The sequence below is a fragment of the Ruminococcus flavefaciens genome, assembly GCF_900143025.1.
GTDB lineage: Bacteria > Bacillota > Clostridia > Oscillospirales > Ruminococcaceae > Ruminococcus > Ruminococcus flavefaciens_I.
On record NZ_FRCT01000031.1, the window covers coordinates 1 to 1,212 of the forward strand.

At 45.7% G+C, this 1,212-nt stretch carries 1 protein-coding gene; it reads left to right on the plus strand.

Features of this window, described 5'->3' with window-relative positions; genetic code table 11:
- A partial coding sequence (locus BUB28_RS17200; RefSeq protein WP_207647122.1) for a SpaA isopeptide-forming pilin-related protein occupies positions 1 to 1,212 on the plus strand: 1,212 nt, incomplete at both ends.

The following is a 1,212-nucleotide window of genomic DNA, read 5'->3' on the forward strand; positions in this document are numbered from 1 at the left end:
AAGTTCACAGGACTTAAAGACGGCAAGTACAGTCTCGAAGAAACAGCAGCACCTGACGGCTTCACAACAGTAACAAAGTTCACATTCGATATCGAGAATGGTATCGTAAAGAACGTTGATGTTGAGACAGACGGCGATGCAGTAGTATCAAAGGACGGTAAGGTACTTGAAGTATTCGACACCAAGTCGGTAATCAAGATAGACAAGCAGGCACTGGGCGGAACTCCTATCCCCGAGGAAGCAGGCAAGGCTAAGTTCACACTTATCTCTGAGGACGGTCAGTCGCTGAAGGGCGTTAAGATCAACGGCGGCGAAGCTCTCGGTGATGTTGCTGAAACTGATTTCGACGGCAATTCCGCAAGCTTTGAGTTCCTCAAGGATGGTAAGTATTCACTTGTTGAAACTGCTTCACCTGACGGTTACGATGTAGTTTCAAAGTTCACATTCGTACTCGAAAACGGTAAGGTCAAGAATGTAGAGGCTTCCACAACAGGCAAGACTTCTATGTCCGAGGACAAGACAACTATCATTATCGAGGACGCTCCTAACGAGTTCACTATCGGTAAGAGCGATATCACAGGCGACAAGGAGATAAAGGGTGCTCGTCTTGAGATCACAAACTCCGATATCGACTGGAAGACAATTCTTGAAGCAAACAAGAACGACAGCGACTTTGTAAAGGTCGAGAACACTGACGGTAAGGTAATCGGTATTGAGTGGGTATCAGGCGAGTCTGCAAAGATCGTAAGAGCACTCAAGGACGGTAACTACAAACTGAAGGAAACAGGTGACAAGTTCGAGGACGGCGGTAAGATCTATGATGTTATCACTTCTGTACTCAACTTCACTATCAGAGGCAGCAAGATAGTTGACGCAAAGGGTGATGCTCTCAAGGAGGCTCCCGACAAGACATCTGAGGAAGGTTATTACATAGTAGACAAGAACGGTAAGCACATTGAGGTCTGCGATGCTGAGGCAACTACTACAAGCACTTCAACATCAACAACTACAAGCAAGACCACAACCACAACAACTTCTACATCTACTACTACGACCTCCACAACAACTACTACAACAACAACGTCGACAACTACAACGACTACAACAACTACCACTACAACAACTACCACTACAACAACGTCGACGACAACAACAACAACTACTACCACAACTACAACTTCGACAACAACTACAACAAGCACAACGTCGAAG